Here is a 16,140-nt window from a genome sequence, read left to right on the forward strand (position 1 = left end):
ACGGGGGTGATTCCAGGCCGTGTCCCGGGCCGTTCGGGCACGCCGCGGATCTCGGATCCTGAGATCGATGTGTCAGATGGTGTCGGCGTGTGGCAGACTCCGAAGCATCATGTTCTACGGTCTGCTCATTATCGGCAGGCGCGCCGGCTGAAAAGGGACACCGCCGGCGCGCAGACCTCTCACGTCCGTGAGGGGTCATTTTTGTTTCCAGAAGCCGAACGAGCGCGCGGCGAATCATCGAACCGCGAAGGAGATTGACATGGCCGACGATCGTTTCCACGTGTACGACACGACTCTCCGTGACGGTGCCCAGCAGGAGGGGCTCAACCTCACGGTGGCCGACAAACTGGCCATCGCGCGTCACCTGGACGGTCTGGGCGTCGGCTTCATCGAGGGAGGCTGGCCGGGAGCCAACCCCAAGGACACGGAATTCTTCAGGCGCGCTCAAACAGAGCTCGACCTGAAGCACGCGCAGCTCGCCGCGTTCGGCGCGACCCGCCGGGCAGGTGTGAAGGCAGCCGACGACCCATTGGTGGCCGCGCTGCGCGAATCCGGCGCGCCGGTCGTAACCCTTGTCGCCAAGAGTCACGACCGGCACGTGGAGCTGGCCCTCCGCACGACCCTTCAGGAGAACCTCGCGATGATCCGCGACACGGTCTCCCACCTTCGTGCGGAGGGCCAGAGAGTCTTCCTCGACGCGGAACACTTCTTCGACGGTTACAAGTCCAACCCCGACTACGCGCTGGAGGTCCTGCGCACCGCGGCCGAGGCGGGAGCCTCGGTCATCGCGCTGTGCGACACCAACGGGGGCATGCTCCCCGACGAGCTGGCCGAGGTGGTGCACGCGGCCGTCGGGACGTCGGCGAGGATCGGCATCCACTGCCACGACGACACCGGCTGCGCGGTCGCCAACTCGCTGGCCGCGGTCAAGGCGGGCGCCACCCACGTGCAGGGCTGCGCCAACGGCTACGGCGAGCGGTCGGGCAACGCCAACCTCTTCACCGTGGTGGCGAACCTGCAGCTCAAGCGGGGATTCGACCTCGTGCCGAAGGAGGCGCTGGCCGACATGACCAGGATCGCCCACGCGATCACCGAGGTCACCAACGTCACCCCCAACTCCCACGCTCCCTACGTGGGCGTCTCCGCCTTCGCGCACAAGGCCGGGCTGCACGCCAGCGCGATCAAGGTCGATCCCAACCTCTACCAGCACATCGACCCCGCCGAGGTCGGCAACGACATGCGCATGCTCGTCTCCGACATGGCCGGGCGCGCCTCGGTCGAGCTCAAGGGGCGCGAGCTGGGTTACGAGCTGTCCTCCGACACCTCACGGGAGCTGGTGAACCGGGTCAAGGAGATGGAGTCGAAGGGCTACACCTTCGAGGCCGCCGACGCCTCCTTCGAGCTCCTGTTGCGCGACACCGTCGCGGGCGAGAGCAGGCGCCACTTCCAGGTCGAGTCCTGGAGGGTGATCGTCGAGCGGGCGCGAGGCGGCGAGGTCGTGAGCGAGGCCACCGTGAAGCTGCACGCCAAGGGGGAGCGGATCATCGCCACCGGTGAGGGCAACGGCCCGGTCAACGCCCTCGACCGGGCCGTGCGGCTGGGCCTGGAGCGGCTCTACCCCGAGCTGGCGGGGGTCGAGCTGATCGACTTCAAGGTGCGGATCCTGGAGGGTACGCACGGCACCGACGCCGTCACGCGCGTGCTGATCACCTCCAGCGACGCGGCCGGGGAGTGGTCCACGGTCGGCGTCGACGAGAACATCATCGAGGCCTCCTGGCAGGCGCTTGAGCAGGCGGTGACCTTCGGGCTCCTGCGCGCGGGCCACGCCGTCTGACAGCCGCCCCGCCACAGCCCTGGGGGGCGGCGGGCGCTGTCGGGAAAGGGCCGCCGGGAGACCTCCTCACGGTGAACGGGCGGGTGCCGGGAGGCACCCGCCCGTGTCGTCTCCGGCGAGGAGAGCCGTCAGGCTCGGCGGGAAGGCCGCCGGAGAGGACTCTTCTCGGGCGGGGGAGACCGTCAGGAGAGGTCGGCGCCGCGCACGCGGAAGCTCACCTGGCCCTCAGAGGTCTCCAGGCTGACCTTGCCGCCCGAGCAGGAGAGCGACGGACTGCCGGTGCCGGGCACCACCACGGTCAGCACGGCGTCGCCCGAGGCGGGCGAGACGACCGCGGGGGCGGGGTGCTTCAGCAGGTAGGAGGAGGAGACCCAGCCCTGGTAGGGGTTCTTCTGACCCTGGACCACCTTCAGTCCCGAGACCGGCTTGCAGGACGGCATCGAGACCTGGACGAGCGTCGCCTTCCAGCCCGTCTTGTCCTTCACCACGACCTGGCCGCCGCTGCTGGAGACGGTGGACAGTTCGTGGGAGAAGTGCCAGATGTTGCGGACCTTCGAGCCCTTGGGAACCGTGTCCAGCACGGCCATCACGTCCTCGCGGTGGTTGACGAGCACCGAGCGGGTCCTGGGCACGCCGTAGGCCCTGTCGGTGAGCCGGTAACTCTGCCGGTCGGAGCCGATCGAGGACCTGCTCAGCGCGGTGGCGGTCTTGCCGCGGAATCTCGCCCCGGCCACCATCGAGGTGTTGTGGGCCTCGGGGGACATCGTCCAGTGGCGGTAGCCGCTGTTCTCGTAGGAGTCGAAGCCGGCGTCGACCAGGACGTTACGGCCCTGGGCGTAGTAGGTCACGCCCAGGTGGTCCTCGTGGCCGTGATACTTCATGCCGGGCCCGAAGCGGATGGAGTAGAACGCCGACTCGGGCTTGTCCCAGGCGGTGCGCCCGTAGACGTAGCCGCCCCGGAACACCCGTACGGCCTGCTTCGGGTGGCTGTAGCCGACCGGCCGCACGTCCGCGCCGCCGTCACCGATCGGGACCATGAACCCGTCGGGCTGGGTGGAGTGGGAGATGAAGTCCTCCAGCGACTTCCAGCGCCTGGAGATGTCGGCGGGCACCTTCCGCTTGCAGGCCCTGATGTCGTCCATCGCGACCTTCAGGCGGTCGTAGACGTAGAGCGCGTAGCGCGGGGCCTGCTCGCGCAGCGCGCCCTGGGAGTCGACGTCGAGCTTCACGGTCTCGGTGAGCCGCCTGATCGCGAGGCTGGACCACTGGTCACGGCCGTAGCGGCAGCCGATGCCGAGCAGCGCGATGTCCTGGTCGATCCCGTGGTTGTGGCCCTTCTCGTACAGCTTGGGGTCGGAGAGCATCTTCGCGTGCTCGGCCAGGCTGCCGGAGAGCCACGACCCGCCGACGTGCTTGCTGAGGCAGACCAGGGCGGGGGCGCGCAGCGCGATCGGGTGCTCCTGCCAGGCGTACGGGCTGGTCTTCGCGCCGCCGCGGGGGTTGTCCGCCACCCAGTCCTTCGCGATCTCGACGGCCCGCGCCAGGTAGGCCTCGTTGCCGTTCGTCTCGTAGTCGGCGACGAGACGGCCCATCCAGCGCAGCGAGTGGAAGACCATGCTCCACGAGCGGTTGCGGTAGGGATCGGTGCGCCAGTTGACGTCCTTGCCGATCTTCACCGGGTCCAGGGCGAGAAAGGCGAGCTCGCCGTTCATGATGTCCGCCCCCGTCGGGGTGGCGGGGAGCCAGTCGCCCTGGCACTCGGTGGTGCGTTTCGCCTCCCTCGCCTCCGCGGTACCGGCTGTGACGCCGCAGGTCATCAGGAGGATGAGGGAGAGAGCGAGTGCTTGTGTGCGGCGGCGCACGCCAGTTCCTTCCGGGCCGAACGGGGGAGGTGGATCATGCTTCCGAATCCCACCAAACCGGTCAAGCTGGGGTGGTCGCTTCCGGAACATCGTTAGCAACTAGATGCGGGTCTCCCAGTTTCCTCACAGCCGTCACGCGATTCACAGAGGTCACAGCGTTGGCCGGTCGGTGCGGTCGGTGCGGTCGGTGCCGCTCGTGTCGCCGCGCCGCGTCGGGTGTCGCCTGCGCCGCTCCTCACCCTCACGGTACGGGCGGTGAACCCACACTCGTACCGTGGCGTGATTCCATCGGTCGATGGCCCTGCGACCACTCGCGCGGGTCCTCGCGTTTCGGCAGGCTCGGGGCATGAGACTCGCCGACATCGTCATCCCCGGCACACCGGCCGCACGTGGCGCGCTGGAGGTGGCGACCGCCTACTGTTCGCCCGCCCTGCTCAACCACTCCGTCCGCGCCTACCTGTGGGCGGCGGCCTACGGCGCGATGAACGGCATCGCCTTCGACGACGAACTGCTGTACGTCGCCTCGATGATGCACGACATCGGCCTCGTGAGGGAGTTCGACAGCCACACCGTGCCGTTCGAGGAGGCGGGGGGCCACGTCGCGTGGGTCTTCGCCGCCGGGGCGGGGTGGCCCGTGGAGCGCCGCGTACGCGCGTCGGAGATCGTCGTACGCCACATGTGGGACAAGGTCGACCCCGAGCAGGACCCCGAGGGACATCTTCTCGAACTGTCCACCGGGCTCGACATCTCCGGGCGGGGAGTGGAGAACTTCCCCGCGGAGCTCCGCGCCGAGGTGCTGGAACGCCACCCCCGGCTGGGCATCGGCCCGGAGTTCACCGCGTGCTTCGTCGACCAGGCCGCGCGCAAGCCGGACAGCCTGGCCGGGCGATTCGTCCGCGCGGGGGTCGCCGAGCGCATCGCCGCCAACCCCCTTGACCACTGAGGACTCCCCGCCGGTCCCCTGAGTCCCCCGTCCGAGCCGCTGAAGAACTTCCGGTTCAAGGGCGGCCGGAGGGCTTCTTCGCCCGAACCGCTGAGGTGCTCCGGACTCGGGCCGGTCAGGGGCGCCCCGAACCGTCCGAGGGGACCGCTGAGGACTCCCCGCCGGGAGTCCTCCTCGCCCCCCGTCAGGCTCCCGGTGCGGGACCGGTGCTCTGGACGACCTCGAAGGACCACAGCTCGGCTCCGGTGGCGGCCGGCCCCTGCCCGTGGCCGTGTCCCTGGGCCGGACCCGCGCCCTGGCCGTGCCCGTGTCCCTGGGCCGTGCCGGGGGCGTCGCCCTGCCCCGCTCCCTCGCCCGCCTCGGCGGCGGCCTGGGCGTGGCCCCGCTGGAAGGCCTGGCTCTCGGTCCAGCGTTTGAAGTCCTCCTCGGAGCGCCAGCGGGTGTAGACCAGGTACCGGTCGCCGCCGTCCACGGGGCGAAGCAGCTCGAACCACTCGAATCCGTCCGCGGACTCGACGATCCCCGCCCGCCCGGAGAAGCGGCGTTCCAGCTGCTCGCGCATCTCCTCGGGCACCGTCAGCACGTTTATCTTCACGACCGAAGGCACATCGTCTCCTCGAAGCGTTGGTTTCGCCGATCACTCTATGATCGGCGCTCCGTCACGTGGGTCAGACGACGGTCCTTGAGCGGCGCGGCGCGTTCTCCAGGCTCACCCGGGCGACGGTGGGCATGTGCTCGGTCTCCAGGGCCTGGCGCATGTGCGGGATGACCACCCCGCCCAGCTGCTCGCGGACCGCGCTCATCGGCGCGTCCTCGGCGACCGTCATCCGCATTCGTACGGCCGGGTGCTCGCTCGTACCGACCATGGCGGCGGTGGCGTTGATGATCGCGGGGTGCGTGCCCGCCTCGGCGGCCGCCGCGTCGGTCACGCTGCCCGTGTCGACCTCGGTCACCCCGCCGGGACCGCCGTCCAGCCGCATGCCGCCCAGCTTCCCGCGGCGTCCCTGCGCGAACAGCCAGTGCAGGCCGAACAGTGCGAGCACGATGCCCGCCGCCGCGATCAGCCACCACATCCACGGGTCGTAGGTGGCGAACGGCTGGCGTACCAGGCTGTCCACGAGCGGGCTGTCCGCGGGGGCCACCGTCCGCGGAAACGCTCCCGCGCCCCGTGCGATCGCGAGGGCACTGAGGACCATCAGCGCCAGTCCCACGATCAGCAGTCCCAACCGGTTACCCCGGGCGGTCTTGTCGTCCATGAGGCTCACTTCTCTCGCAGATGCACGTGGACGGGATACTTCCAGACGGGGGAGAGCGCGGTGATCCGCATGTTCACGGCCTCCCGTACGGCGTCGGCCAGCCCGCGGGTGTCCCGCATGCCGCTGTCGGCCGCGACGTGCACGGCCTTCCCGTGCAGCCGTACCCGGGCATGCTCGATCCCCTGCACCTGTTCGGCCGCGTGAGCCAGCGACCGGGCGAAGCCCCGGCGCCGCATGCCGATGACCAGATCCTTGTCCCCGGTCCTCACCGGGATCAGCGTGGGCCTCCCGGGGATGATCGCGAGCAGCACCAGCAGCAGGCCGAGCAGGCCGACCAGGCCCGCGCCCGCCATCATTCGCGGGTCGCTCCACGGTGTCGACGTCGCCCAGGCCAGGATCCGGTCGTACGGCACCAGGCGGAGTGGGCGGCCCAGCAGCGCGGAGACGACCTCCAGCGCGAGGAGGAGGCCGATCACGGTCATCAGGACGGCCGTGATGACCGAGGGGAGCACCCGGCGCGGGCGGAAGGCCCTGATCGCCGCGCGGTCCGCGGAGGAGTTCTTCGCCACCGTGCCGTACGTCGGAGGCGCCGGTTCCGTCGCGCCGTACATCGGCGCGGCCGGCATGGTGGTGCCGTACGCCGGCGTGGTGGGTTCGGTGGTGCCGTACGCCGGTGATGTGGTGGGTTCCGCGTCGCCGTAGGCCCGTGGTGTGCCGGTGTCGTACTCCGGCGGTACGGCCGGTCGCGCACGGGGCGGGGGCGTCTCGCCGGTCGGTTCCGCGCCGGGGACCGGCTCCGCCGGGTCGGGTACCTGCCTGGCCATCATCGCTCCTCACGTAGCGGGACGATGTCCTCGGTGTCCGAGGTGGGATCGTCGGCGGGATCGTCGACGGGCGTCGCGGTCCCTCCCGAAGGGCCGGCGGCGGCCTGCCCGGTGTCGCGCGCCGGATTCTCCGGGTTCTCCGCCGAGCGTTCCAGCGGTGGCTCCTGCGGGCTCTCCGGGTTCTCCGGGGTCTCCAGGTTCTCCGGCGAGCGTTCCGGTGAGCGCTCCCGCGGGTTCTCTCCGGCCGGTACGGCGTCCGGGACCCGCGAGGTCTCGCGGTCGCCGCGGGCGGGAGCCACGCCGGTGACGTTGACGTCGATGTGGCCGACGTCCTTGCCGGTGAGGGTCATGACCCGTTCGGCGACGTGACGCCTGACCTCCTCGGCCACCTCACGGATCGGGGCCGGATACTCGACCGTCACGTCGATCTGGAGCGTCGCGAGATCGGCGTCGAGGGTGGCGTGGGTGCCGCCGCGAAAGAACAGCGGCTTCCACTCGCCGACCTCCCGTACCCGTGGCACCTCTCCGGCCGCGTGGGCCGCGATGCGCGACACCACCTGGTCGGATATCTCGGTCCTGCCGCGCCGCTCGGCCGGTACGCCCCGCCACGACGGCTGGGCGGGCACGGCGGGCAGCCCGGACCGCCCGGTTTCGCCGGGAACGGGATCCTCTCGCCCTGCGGGCGGCGCGGTCGTTCCCGAGGACGCGGGCCGGTGCTCGACGGGGGTGTTCATCGCCGTCTCGCCGCCAGCCGGGAGAGGTCGACCTCTCCGGTCTCCACGAAGCGACCGATGAGGAGTCCGACGGCGCCCAGTACGAGCACCAGCAGGAACGCGCCGAGGCCGCCGAAGGCCGCGGCGAAGCCCAGAAGGACACCGACGAACATGCCGACTACGGACCACACTGGGAAACTGCTCATGTCAAACCTCCGATATGGACGTTTACCGGCCGATCGCCCACCATCGGGGCGACCGCCGCTCGCACCGCGTCGGCGATCTCCGGAATCGGGCGCCCCAGCCTGACGACTACAGAGACCTCCACCTCGTTCTCGCGCAGCGCGACACCGGGGAACCGTTCGCCGGGCAGATAGGTCGCCACGGTCCCGAACGGCCCGCCCGACAGATCCGCGACGTCGGGGCAGCGCAGGACTGCCTCGGCGATCCGGTGGGCGAGGCCGGCCGTCTCGCGGGCCGGCGCCTCCTGCTCACGGGTGGCGACCGCCCCGCGCGGCGGGCTCGTGGCCTCCCGGCCCTGACCGGCCGTCTCGCGGGCCGGGGCCTCCGGCCTGCGTGTGGGCGCGGCCTTCTGCCGGGGTATGGCAGGCGGCCTGCGGGACGGATCCTCGGGCCGGTGAGCCGGCATGGCCGTCGCGGGTGTCGGGATGCCCGGTCTTCGCGCCTCCGGTCCGTGTGCCTCTCTGGGTGCCTCCGGTTCACGCGCCTCCGGTCTGTGTGCGGGATCCTCCGGCCCGCGCGTGGGCTCTGTCGTTCCTCGTCCGGGTTTCCCGTACCCGGGCGCGGACGTCCCGCGGCCGGGATCCACCGGTGCCGGGGGCGTGATGGTCTCGCGGCCCGGGTCCTTCGGCTCGCGACCCGGTCCCGTCGCACCGCCTTCCGGGCCTCTCACCGGACGCGGGGCTCCGACTCGGACGCCTCCTCCGAGGAGTCCCTGTCCTGGCCGGGCATGCGGACGTCGGAGACCTTGATGTTGACCTCGGTGACCTCAAGGCCGGTCATACGCTCGACCGCCGTGATCACGTTGCGGCGTACGGCGGCGGCCAGGTCGGGGATCGCGATCCCGTACTCGACGACCACTTCCAGGTCGGCGGCGGCCTGCCGCTCGCCCACCTCGACCGATACGCCCTGGGTGGCGCTCCGGTCGGCGCCGACCATGCCGCGTACCGCGCCGAGAGCGCGTGCCGGGCCCGCTCCCATGTTGTGCACGCCAGGGATCTCCCTGGCCGCGAGGCCCGCGATCTTCGCGACGACCCCGCTGTCGATGGTGGTGGTCCCCTTCGGTGTGACCAGGCCACTCTGGGATCCGGGACTGTCGGTGCGTGCCCGGGGCACCGTGGCCTCGTCGCCCTTGGGCCTGTTCACCGTGCTGGCTTCAGTCACGTCCGTTCCTTCCCCCGAGGGAAGACCCTTCTGGCCCCCCGATGCTTCTGTGGCGGTCATACCCCCCGTATAGGCATAAATCAGGACATAGTGTTTCTTGGAGCAAAGATGGCAATATCCGGGAAATCGGATCTACAGCTACATATGGCGTCGGCCCCCGGGCGGTGAGACGGGGCGGCCCCGGTACGGTCCGGTGGGATCCGGAGCCCGACTAGCCTTGTCGTGTGCGTATAGCGAGGTTCTCCACAGGAGACGGTGTCGGGTTCGGGGTGGTCGAAGGCGGCCCAGGGGAGGAGTTCGTCTCCGGGATCTCGGGTCACCCGTTCGGGCCGATCCAGTTCACCGGCGAGCGATACTCGCTCTCCCAGGTCAGGCTGGTCGCACCCATGCTGCCCAGCAAGGTCGTCGCGATCGGCAGAAACTACGCCGACCACGCCAAGGAGATGGGCAACGAGGTCCCCGACGAGCCGCTCGTCTTCCTCAAGCCGTCGACCTCGGTGATCGGCTCGGGGGAGGCGATCGCCTATCCGACGACCCTCTCCCAGCGGGTCGACTACGAGGGGGAGCTGGCGGTGGTGATCGGCAGGCTCTGCCGTGAGGTGCCCCGCGAACGGGCGCACGAGGTCATCTTCGGCTACACCTGCGCCAACGACGTCACGGCGAGGGACCTGCAGAAGAAGGACGTCCAGTTCACCCGGGCCAAGGGCTTCGACACCTTCTGTCCCCTCGGCCCGTGGATCCAGACCGAGCTCGACCCGAGTGACGTCGGCATCGTCACGTCGGTGAACGGCGAGGTCAAGCAGAGTTCCCGCACCTCCAAGCTCATGTACGACATCCCCGCGCTGATCGCCCACGTGAGCGCGGTCATGACCCTGATCCCCGGTGACGTCATCCTCACCGGGACCCCGGAAGGGGTCGGCCCGCTCAGCGTCGGCGACGAGGTCAGCGTTTTCATCGAAGGAATCGGCACTCTCAGCAACCGGGTGGTCTCCCGTGATTAGGGTTCGTTTCGCCCCCTCGCCGACCGGCATGTTCCATGTCGGCGGCGCCCGCTCCGCGCTGTTCAACTGGGCCCTGGCCGAGCAGACCGGCGGAAAATTCGTGCTGCGCATCGAGGACACCGACGCCGCGCGCAACCGGCCGGAATGGACCGAGGGCATCATCTCGGCGCTCGCCTGGATCGGCGTCAACGACGGCAGTCAGGCCTTCGAGGGCCCCTACTTCCAGTCGTCGTACGAGGAGCAGCACCGCGAGGCCGTGGCCAAGCTCGTCGCCGGCGGCCGGGCCTACTACTGCACCTGCACCCGCGACGAGGTGAAGGCGCGCACCGGCTCCGAGCACCGGGGCTACGACGGCTTCTGCCGCGACCGTGGCCTGAGCGAGGGCGCGGTCCGCTTCCGCACCCCCGACGAGGGTGTCACCGTGATCCAGGACCTGGTCCGCGGCACCGTCGAGTTCCCCAACAACGCGATGGAGGACTTCGTCGTCGCGCGTGGCGACGGCTCCCCGCTGTTCGTGCTGGCCAACGTCGTCGACGACGTCGAGATGCGGATCAGCCACGTGGTCCGCGCCGAGGAGCACCTGTCCAACACGCCCAAGCAGCAGCTGCTCTGGGAGGCGCTCGGCGTCGCCCCGCCCACCTGGGCGCACGTGCCGGTCATCGTCAACGAGAAGCGCCAGAAGCTGTCCAAGCGACGTGACAAGGTCGCCCTGGAGTCCTACCGCGAGGAGGGCTACCTGGCCGAGGCGATGGTCAACTACCTGATGCTGCTCGGCTGGGGCCCCGGCGACGACCGGGAGATCATGCCCTGGTCGGAGATGGTGCCGTTGTTCAAGCTGGAGGACGTCAACCCCTCCCCGGCGTTCTTCGACGAGAAGAAGCTCCGCGCGTTCAACGGCGAGTACATCCGGGCGCTGCCCCTGGAGGAGTTCGTCGCCCGATGTGAGCCGTGGCTGGAGCCCGGCTGGGACCGCGAGACCTTCGCCAAGGTCGCCGAGCTCGCCCAGACCCGCATCGCGGTCCTGTCCGAGATCACGGCGAACGTCGACTTCCTCTTCCTCGACGAGCCCGTCTTCGACCAGGCGTCGTGGGACAAGGCGATGAAGAACTCCGCCGTGGAGATCCTCACCGGCTATCTCGCCCGTATGGAGACGGTCGACATGGATCCCGAGTCGCTGAAGACCGCGCTGGAGGAGGTCGGCCTCGAACAGGGCCTCAAGCTCGGCAAGGCCCAGGCCCCCGTACGCGTCGCCGTCACCGGCCGGACCGTGGGCCTGCCGCTGTTCGAGTCGATCGAGGTCCTCGGCCGTGAGCGCTCCATCGAGCGTCTGCGCGCCGCCCTCGCGAGGCTCCAGGCCTGATCGGGCTTCGCGGGCCTCGGGCGGGCTTTCACACCCGATCGGATGCCTTGAGGGACCCGGAGGAGAACCGGAGGAGAAAGGGGCCCCAGGCCCGACCGGGCCCGGGGCCCTGAAAAGGCTTCCGGCCTGCAGGGCCTGCAAAGGTTGACGGCCCGCCCCGGTCTCTGCCCGGGGCGGGCCGTCGCTTTTTCTCGCCGCTTCCCCGTGACCGCGGTCACGGGGAAGGATCTCAGGACGAGAATCTCAGGAAGGGGAGCCCGAGGAACGTCCCCGTTCCGTGCCCCGCCCGGCGAGCTCGTCCCAGAAGCCGAGGTTGTGGGCCGAGGCGCGGTCGAAGGGCTTGATACCGTCCCGTCCCGGGGACAGCTCCTGCACGTACGGTGTGCCGTGTCCGGGACGCACGCGCTTCCAGGCGGGCAGTCCCGGCCGGTTCGGGTCGCCGACGGCGGCGAACCGCGACCAGTAGTCGATCATCGCGTCCCCGAGTCGCCGCTGCGCGGGGGTGAGCGGGGCGGACTCCCAGCCGACCCCGAAGAGGAACGACAGCTCGGAGCCGTGCGAGGCGAGCGGCCTGATCCCGTTGGGCAACGGGAAGAGCACGGGCGCCGTACGGTCGGTGAACTCGTAGGAGAAGGTCGGCACATGCCGGGCGAGCAGCAGGTCGGTGTCGCGCGCAGGCCACGCCCAGTCGAGATCGCTCATGATGGCCGAGACCGCCTGGAGGGGCGAGCCGCCGTGGGCGCTCAGCGGGTAACGGGCCAGGACGTCGGGTCCCGCGGCGCCGTACCTGTCGTTGACGGCGGTCTCGTACTCGGCGGCCGTCATCGGCGGGAATATCAGCGAGGTGAACAGCGTGCCCTCGTCCCGGGTGATGCCCGTCAGCACAGGCACCCGGTGGAATCGGCCCTCCTGGAACACCTTCGCGGGGTCCTCGGGCAGCACCGCGTTGCCGTACCCCGGCAGTGGGAGGGGATCCCGGGCGAGCAGGTCGGCCACCGGCCTGCCCCGCAGGCAGGCGAGCGCGGTCGCCGGGTCGGCGCACCCCAGCCCGGTGGCGAGGAACTGTCCGTAGCCCTCGTGGGAGGCTCGGGGCACCCAGAGCGGCACGTCCAGGACCGGCCTCAGCGGGGTCCCCTCGAAGCCTCCCGCGTCGCACGGGCTGCTCTGGGTGATCGCCCGGTGGAACAGCCCGGCCGCCGAGGGGGAGGCGAGCTGCGCGCACACCGAGTGCGACCCCGCGGACTCACCGGCCAGGGTGACGTTGCGCGGATCGCCGCCGAAGGCCGCCGCGTTGCGCCGCACCCAGCGCAGGGCCGCCTGCTGGTCCTCGATCCCGAACGCCCCCGAGTTCTCAAGCCCGGGGTACCCGAAGAACCCGAAGATCCCCAACCGGTAGTTCACCGTCACCACCACGACGTCGCCCCGCACGGCCAGCCTGCGGGCGTCGTAGTCGCTGCCGGCCCCCTTCGTCAGGCTCCCGCCGTGCAGCCACACCATGACCGGCTTGAGGCGTTTCCCGCCGCTCGACGTGGGCGCGGTCACGTTGAGGTAGAGGCAGTCCTCCGCCTCGCTTCCCGGCAGCCCCCAGATGTCGGCGGTCTGCGCGCACCGGCTGCCGGGCGCGGTGGCGTCGCGCACCCCCTGCCACGGGGTGACGGCCCGCGGTGATCGCCAGCGCAGCTCTCCGACCGGGGGCGCGGCGTACGGGATGCCCTGGAAGAGCCGGTGGTCTCCTACCTTCGCACCCTTCACCCACCCGGCGTCGGTGCGCACCTTCACATCCCCGCCGGGCCCGCCCGTACCGGTGGTGGAGGTCGAGACGGCGGGAGTGGTCCGCGGTGTCCGTGCCGTCTCCTGCTGTGCCGTCGCCGGGGTCGCCGTTCCCAGCAGCAGGGCGCCCGCCAGGCCGGCGACGAGCACGGCGCCCGTCCTTCGCTGTAGTCGTCTCATGGCGTCCACGATGCCCGCCGCCCGCTTTCCGGCGCATTGGGTCTGTGGTCCCGGCCGGGGTGTGGGAAGCCACACCCCGGCGCTGCACCGAAGCGTAAACCGGCAGGTCATCGCCTCGGAGGCCGCTCGAAGACCCCGGGGAACCCCTGAGGGAACCTCCGCGACGCGGACACCGCACGGGGTGAGAGGGCCGGCGGGCGGAGCTTCCCGGGGGACCGGTTACGGGACCAGCAGCCCGCGGCGCTTCAGCAGGGGCTCGATGCGCGGGTCGCTCCCACGGAAGTCACGGAAGGCGTCCATCACGTCCCGCGAACCGCCGACCGACAGCAGGGTGGAGCGGAAGTGATCGCCGTTCTCGCGTTCCAGGCCGCCGTTCTCCTTGAACCAGTCGACGCTCTCGGCGTCGAGCACCTCACTCCAGATGTAGGAGTAGTAGCCGGCGCTGTAGCCGCCCACCCCGCTGAAGAAGATGTGGGCGAAGTAGTTGGTCCGGTAGCGGGGTCTGACCAGCTCGAAGGCGATCCCGTTGCGCTCCAGGGCCGCGTTCTCGAACGCCTCCGCGTCCGCGGCGTTCTTGATGGGCGCGCCCGCCGCCAGCTTGTGCCAGGACCAGTCGAGCAGCGTCGCCGCGAGGTACTCGACGGTGGCGAAGCCCTGGTTGAACTTCTCCGCGGCCCTCATCTTCTCCAGGAGCTCGGCGGGTACGGGCTCGCCGGTCTCGTGGTGCCTGGCGAAGTTGGCGAGGATCGACGGCCAGGTGGCCCACATCTCGTTGACCTGCGAGGGATACTCCACGAAGTCGCGCGGCACCGCCGTGCCGGAGACCCGGGGGAAGCGCACGTCGGAGAAGAGGCCGTGCAGGGCGTGGCCGAACTCGTGGAAGGCGGTGTTGACCTCGTCGAACGTGAGCAGCGTCGGCCCCTCGGCGGGCTTGGTGATGTTGAGGTTGTTCATCACCACGGGCCGCGTGCCGAACAGGTGCGACTGGTCGACCAGGGCGTTCATCCAGGCACCGCCGCGTTTGGTGGGCCGGGCGTACGGGTCGAACAGGAACAGCCCGAGCGGCGAGCCGTCGGCCTCGAACACCTCGAAGACCCGCACGTCCGGGTGGTATCCGGCCAGGTCGTCCCGCTCGGAGAAGACGACCCCGTACAGCTCGCCCGCCGCGTGGAAGACGCCGTCGCGCAGCACCCGGTCCAACTCGAAGTACGGACGCAGGTCGGCGCCGTCGAAGTCGTACCTGGCCTTGCGCACCCGCTCCGCGTAGAAGGACCAGTCCCACGGCTCGATGGGGAAACCGGCCTCCTCGCTCAGCGCCTCGGCCTCCCGGCGGGCGTTGGCCACCGCGGGTCCCACCAGCTTGCCGAGCATCTCCTCGACGGCCTCGGTGGTCTTGGCCGTCTGGTCGGCGACGGAGTAGGCGGCGTGGCTGGGGTAGCCGAGCAGCGCCGCCCGCTCGGCGCGGAGCGTCGCCATCCTGGCCGCCAGCTCGAAGTTCTCGGGAGCCCGGCCCGTGGACAGCTCGTACAGCCTCCTGCGGGTCTCCCTGTCGGTCAGCTCCGCGAGGACGGGGTGGTTGGTGTGGTTGAACAGCGCCAGGACGTACGAGCCGTCCTTCTCGATCGCCTTGATCGCGCTCTCGGAGAGCCCGTCCAGCAGCTTGACGTCCTCGACGACGAGCGCGGAGTCCGTGGAGGCGGCGAGAAGGTTCTGGGTGAAGGTCGTGGAGAGCTTGGTCAGCTCCTCGTTGAGCTCCCTGAGACGCCCCTGGTCGGCCTCGGACAGGTCGGCTCCCGACCTGACGAAGTCGACGCGGTATTTCTCCAGCAGCCACGCCTCCTCGGCGTCGTCGGTGGTCACCTGCTTGACCCGGGCGTACAGGGAGCGGTTGAGGCGGATGGAGTCGGCGTGCTGGGTGAGCCTGGGGGAGATCTGGGTCTCGATCTCCCGGATGCCGTCGGTCGCGTCCGAGGCGGAGAGGCTGGAGAAAACGACCATGGTCCGGTGAAGGACGCGACCCGAGCGCTCCAGCGCCTCGATCGTGTTGGCGAACGTCGGGGCCTCCGGATTCTCGATGATCTCCCGCACCTCACGCAGCTGTTCGGCCATGCCACGCTCGAAGGCGGGAAGGTAGTGCTCCTCCCTGACCAGAGCGAACGGCGGCAGCCCGTAGGGCAGCTCGCTGGGGGTGAAGAACGGGTTGTCGGTCAAGGTACGAACTCCTCACATGCGGCTGGGTCTCCCCAGCAGCGTTACACGGTGGACCTTCGTGGCGACAGCCCGGTGATACCGCGATTGGGCCTCCGGCAATCGTTTTGGTCTTGACCCCCAACCTGGGCTATTCTTTCGGAGTCGCCAGCGAGGCCCGCAAGGGAGTCCAGCGCGGTGGGGTATGGTGTAATTGGCAACACGGCTGATTCTGGTTCAGTTGTTCTAGGTTCGAGTCCTGGTACCCCAGCTGCATCTTCTCAGGAAGATGTTGCGGATTCGGTCCCCTCCGAGTCCGATGACAGTGTGTAGGGTCCCGTCGTCTAGTGGCCTAGGACGCCGCCCTCTCAAGGCGGTAGCGCCGGTTCGAATCCGGTCGGGACTACCACTGTCTCTCGCAAGGCTCCGTCGTCTAGTGGCCTAGGACGCCGCCCTCTCAAGGCGGTAGCGCCGGTTCGAATCCGGTCGGGGCTACATCGCGAACCCCGGAAGCAACGGCTTCCGGGGTTTTTGCATTTCCGGTTTTCTTGAATTTCCTATGCGCCCGCTCGTGAGCGTGCACGGCGACCATCTCGCCGCCCCACTCGATTCACCTCACGGATTCCCGGACCCGCTCCCGGACCCGCGCCCGGCTGGCCATCCGGGCCCCGGGGAACGGAGTCGGCCCCTGAGGGCTTGAGAGCCGTGCAGAACGGAGAGGGGGGGGGGGGCCGGGGGCACGGCCAAGTGCGCCCCCGGGCCCGCGCGGGGGGGGTGTTTGTGAGGGGCGGGGCGGGGTTGGTGGG

General features: G+C 70.1%; 14 protein-coding genes and 3 tRNA genes. 7 read left to right on the plus strand and 10 right to left on the minus strand.

Annotated features, from left to right (window positions below; genetic code table 11):
• Positions 1-259 precede the first annotated feature (259 nt).
• Positions 260-1,834 (plus strand): citramalate synthase, encoded by a 1,575-nt coding sequence (gene cimA / locus ABT352_RS26505; RefSeq protein WP_350947636.1) that lies wholly within the window; start codon positions 260-262, stop codon positions 1,832-1,834.
• 182 nt (positions 1,835-2,016) lie between these two features.
• Here the strand turns inward: cimA and ABT352_RS26510 are convergent, their stop codons facing one another.
• Positions 2,017-3,696 carry a heparinase II/III domain-containing protein gene (locus ABT352_RS26510; protein WP_350947637.1) on the minus strand — a complete coding sequence of 560 codons (1,680 nt, stop codon included), beginning with the start codon at positions 3,694-3,696 and terminating at the stop codon, positions 2,017-2,019.
• 346 nt (positions 3,697-4,042) lie between these two features.
• On the opposite strand from ABT352_RS26510, the gene ABT352_RS26515 reads away from it, so the two are divergent.
• Positions 4,043-4,639: an HD domain-containing protein gene (locus ABT352_RS26515; protein ID WP_350947638.1), complete on the plus strand. Its 597-nt coding sequence runs from the start codon at positions 4,043-4,045 to the stop codon at positions 4,637-4,639.
• Positions 4,640-4,823: 184 nt separating this feature from the next.
• On the opposite strand, the gene ABT352_RS26520 is transcribed toward ABT352_RS26515, so the two are convergent.
• From ABT352_RS26520 to ABT352_RS26550, 7 genes are all read right to left on the minus strand, one after another.
• Positions 4,824-5,246 carry an antibiotic biosynthesis monooxygenase family protein gene (locus ABT352_RS26520; RefSeq protein WP_350947639.1) on the minus strand — a complete coding sequence of 141 codons (423 nt, stop codon included), beginning with the start codon at positions 5,244-5,246 and terminating at the stop codon, positions 4,824-4,826.
• Between the two features lie 61 nt (positions 5,247-5,307).
• Complete coding sequence (locus ABT352_RS26525) at positions 5,308-5,895, minus strand: Asp23/Gls24 family envelope stress response protein (protein WP_350947640.1); 588 nt, start codon at positions 5,893-5,895, stop codon at positions 5,308-5,310.
• 5 nt (positions 5,896-5,900) lie between these two features.
• Positions 5,901-6,719, minus strand: a complete 819-nt coding sequence (locus ABT352_RS26530; RefSeq protein WP_350947641.1) for a DUF6286 domain-containing protein — start codon at positions 6,717-6,719, stop codon at positions 5,901-5,903.
• Complete coding sequence (locus ABT352_RS26535) at positions 6,719-7,453, minus strand: Asp23/Gls24 family envelope stress response protein (protein WP_350947642.1); 735 nt, start codon at positions 7,451-7,453, stop codon at positions 6,719-6,721. The genes ABT352_RS26530 and ABT352_RS26535 overlap by 1 nt, the downstream gene beginning before the upstream one ends.
• A complete protein-coding gene (locus ABT352_RS26540) occupies positions 7,450-7,638 on the minus strand; it encodes a hypothetical protein (protein ID WP_350947643.1) in 189 nt (62 codons plus the stop codon). Before ABT352_RS26540 ends, ABT352_RS26535 begins: the two co-directional genes overlap by 4 nt.
• Positions 7,635-8,081 (minus strand): hypothetical protein, encoded by a 447-nt coding sequence (locus tag ABT352_RS26545; protein ID WP_350947644.1) that lies wholly within the window; start codon positions 8,079-8,081, stop codon positions 7,635-7,637. Before ABT352_RS26545 ends, ABT352_RS26540 begins: the two co-directional genes overlap by 4 nt.
• 260 nt (positions 8,082-8,341) lie before the next feature.
• Positions 8,342-8,836: an Asp23/Gls24 family envelope stress response protein gene (locus ABT352_RS26550; protein WP_389777408.1), complete on the minus strand. Its 495-nt coding sequence runs from the start codon at positions 8,834-8,836 to the stop codon at positions 8,342-8,344.
• A 224-nt stretch (positions 8,837-9,060) separates the two neighbouring features.
• Between ABT352_RS26550 and ABT352_RS26555 the strand changes: the two genes are divergently transcribed.
• A complete protein-coding gene (locus ABT352_RS26555; RefSeq protein WP_350947645.1) occupies positions 9,061-9,837 on the plus strand; it encodes a fumarylacetoacetate hydrolase family protein in 777 nt (258 codons plus the stop codon).
• 28 nt (positions 9,838-9,865) lie between these two features.
• The gene (gene gltX / locus ABT352_RS26560) at positions 9,866-11,197 is read left to right on the plus strand and encodes a glutamate--tRNA ligase (protein WP_350947652.1); all 1,332 of its coding nucleotides are present in this window, start codon (positions 9,866-9,868) and stop codon (positions 11,195-11,197) included.
• Positions 11,198-11,440: 243 nt separating this feature from the next.
• Here gltX and ABT352_RS26565 read toward each other — a convergent pair whose 3' ends face one another.
• Together ABT352_RS26565 and ABT352_RS26570 are read right to left on the minus strand one after the other, a co-directional pair.
• Positions 11,441-13,147, minus strand: coding sequence for a carboxylesterase/lipase family protein (locus ABT352_RS26565; protein WP_350947646.1), 1,707 nt, complete (start codon positions 13,145-13,147; stop codon positions 11,441-11,443).
• 219 nt (positions 13,148-13,366) lie between these two features.
• A complete protein-coding gene (locus tag ABT352_RS26570; RefSeq protein ID WP_350947647.1) occupies positions 13,367-15,358 on the minus strand; it encodes a M3 family metallopeptidase in 1,992 nt (663 codons plus the stop codon).
• A 175-nt stretch (positions 15,359-15,533) separates the two neighbouring features.
• Between ABT352_RS26570 and ABT352_RS26575 the strand changes: the two genes are divergently transcribed.
• The 3 genes from ABT352_RS26575 (at position 15,534) to ABT352_RS26585 (ending at position 15,829) form a co-directional block, all read left to right on the plus strand.
• Positions 15,534-15,605, plus strand: a tRNA-Gln gene (locus ABT352_RS26575).
• A 62-nt stretch (positions 15,606-15,667) separates the two neighbouring features.
• Positions 15,668-15,743: transfer RNA gene (locus tag ABT352_RS26580), tRNA-Glu, on the plus strand.
• 13 nt (positions 15,744-15,756) lie between these two features.
• Positions 15,757-15,829: transfer RNA gene (locus ABT352_RS26585), tRNA-Glu, on the plus strand.
• Positions 15,830-16,140: the final 311 nt, after the last annotated feature.

This window comes from Streptosporangium sp. NPDC000563 (genome assembly GCF_040299985.1).
Taxonomy (GTDB): domain Bacteria; phylum Actinomycetota; class Actinomycetes; order Streptosporangiales; family Streptosporangiaceae; genus Streptosporangium.

Coding starts and splice junctions, on each gene's coding strand:
- gltX (WP_350947652.1), top strand. CDS start 9,866: ATGTTCCATGTCGGCGGCGCCCGCTCCGCGCTGTTCAACTGGGCCCTG.
- ABT352_RS26515 (WP_350947638.1), top strand. CDS start 4,043: ATGAGACTCGCCGACATCGTCATCCCCGGCACACCGGCCGCACGTGGC.
- cimA (WP_350947636.1), top strand. CDS start 260: ATGGCCGACGATCGTTTCCACGTGTACGACACGACTCTCCGTGACGGT.
- ABT352_RS26525 (WP_350947640.1), bottom strand. CDS start 5,895: ATGGACGACAAGACCGCCCGGGGTAACCGGTTGGGACTGCTGATCGTG.
- ABT352_RS26530 (WP_350947641.1), bottom strand. CDS start 6,719: ATGGCCAGGCAGGTACCCGACCCGGCGGAGCCGGTCCCCGGCGCGGAA.
- ABT352_RS26545 (WP_350947644.1), bottom strand. CDS start 8,081: ATGCCGGCTCACCGGCCCGAGGATCCGTCCCGCAGGCCGCCTGCCATA.
- ABT352_RS26565 (WP_350947646.1), bottom strand. CDS start 13,147: ATGAGACGACTACAGCGAAGGACGGGCGCCGTGCTCGTCGCCGGCCTG.
- ABT352_RS26540 (WP_350947643.1), bottom strand. CDS start 7,638: ATGAGCAGTTTCCCAGTGTGGTCCGTAGTCGGCATGTTCGTCGGTGTC.
- ABT352_RS26535 (WP_350947642.1), bottom strand. CDS start 7,453: ATGAACACCCCCGTCGAGCACCGGCCCGCGTCCTCGGGAACGACCGCG.